The organism is Roseomonas sp. 18066, from assembly GCF_902706185.1.
GTDB lineage: Bacteria > Pseudomonadota > Alphaproteobacteria > Acetobacterales > Acetobacteraceae > Pseudoroseomonas.
The window spans coordinates 1-411 of record NZ_CACSJM010000391.1 but is presented as its reverse complement, the minus strand read 5'-3'; the positions used below and the strand labels follow the sequence as shown (position 1 = coordinate 411).

Here is a 411-nt window from a genome sequence, read left to right as displayed (position 1 = left end):
AGTCACGCGTGACGTAACAAGCGAGGCAACGCGTGACCCTGAACAGAGCAGAGCAGAGCTGAACAGAGCAGAGCAGAGCGGAAAAGAAGCCTTTAACAACACAAGTACCTCTGACTTAAGCGCTGACTCGCAAATTCAAGGTGACCTCACGCAAACGGTGAATGACGCGTGGGACCTGAACTTTGGTTCGTGTGAGCATGAGCCGGTTGTGAACGGTGGTCCTGGGTGCATGCAGCATGATGGCTCGCCGGCTGGTGACTGTAAGGGCTGCCAGCGGGCGGCCGAACGAGAAAAGGGACTGGTGGCGTCGTGACTGTTAAAAGTCCATGCCTTTTAACAATCCGACCGCCCAAACAAACCCCGGCCCCAAAATCACGGAAAGCAACAAAAATGACACCGGCCCCGCAAAAC

At 55.2% G+C, this 411-nt stretch carries 1 protein-coding gene; it reads left to right on the top strand.

The genetic code is table 11. The features are described from left to right. Positions 1–313, top strand: a 313-nt coding sequence (locus GVN67_RS30265) for a hypothetical protein (RefSeq protein ID WP_235035633.1), incomplete at its 5' end; no start/stop codon positions are given. Between the last annotated feature and the right edge of the window lie 98 nt (positions 314–411).